We start from the raw sequence: 774 nt of genomic DNA, 5'->3' as shown, positions 1-774 counted from the left end.
CGGCGATGATCTCACGCAGGGATTCCGGCGTCAGGTCCTCGAAATAGTAGTCGTTGATCTGGGCCATGGGGGCGTTCACGCAAGCGCCCAGGCACTCCACCTCCTGCCAGGTGAACTTGCCGTCCTTGGACAGGTGATCCTTGTCGCCGATCTCGGCCTTGCACACGTCCATCAGGGCGCCCGCGCCGCGCAGCATGCAGGGCGTGGTGCCGCACACCTGGATCAGGGCCGCCGAGCCCACCGGCTCCAGCTGGAACATGGTGTAGAAGGTGGCCACTTCCAGCACCCGGATCACCGGCATGCCCAGCTTGTCGGCCAGCACGCGCATGGCGGGCTCGGACACCCAGCCCTCCTGCTTCTGGATCAGCCACAGGATGGGGATCACCGCCGACTGCTTGCGCTCGGGCGGGTACTTGGCGATCCACCAGTCGGCCTTTTCCAGGGTCTCCGGCGTGAAGGCGAAGCTCTTGGGCTGATCAGCGGCGAGGCGACGAGCGGACATGGCAAAGGGCCTTGAATAGCAGCGCGAAAGCGAAAATTAGCGGTCGATCTCGCCGAACACGATGTCCAGCGAGCCGAGGATGGCGGAGACGTCGCCCAACAGGTCGCCGTATCTCATCCAGTCCATGGCCTGCCAGTGCGGGCAGCCCGGCGCGCGGAACTTGCAACGATACGGCTTGCTGGCCCCGTCCTTAGCCAGGTAGACGCCGAACTCTCCTTTGGTGGCCTCGACGCAGCCATAGACCTCGCCCTCGGGCACCTTGAAGCCCTCGG

At 65.1% G+C, this 774-nt stretch carries 1 protein-coding gene and 1 pseudogene; both read right to left on the bottom strand.

Translation table 11 applies throughout. The annotated features are described in order from the left end of the window. Window positions 1-502: NADH-quinone oxidoreductase subunit NuoE (gene nuoE, locus ACNOHI_RS24745; RefSeq protein WP_420477387.1), on the bottom strand; the 502-nt coding region annotated here is incomplete at its 3' end. 36 nt (window positions 503-538) lie between these two features. Then, window positions 539-774: pseudogene (locus tag ACNOHI_RS24740) on the bottom strand (NADH-quinone oxidoreductase subunit D); the annotation flags it as partial.

It is taken from the genome of Noviherbaspirillum sp. ST9 (assembly GCF_048799745.1).
GTDB lineage: Bacteria > Pseudomonadota > Gammaproteobacteria > Burkholderiales > Burkholderiaceae_D > Noviherbaspirillum.
The sequence above is the reverse complement of the archived record's forward strand: the minus strand, read 5'-3'. Positions and strand labels throughout refer to the sequence as shown.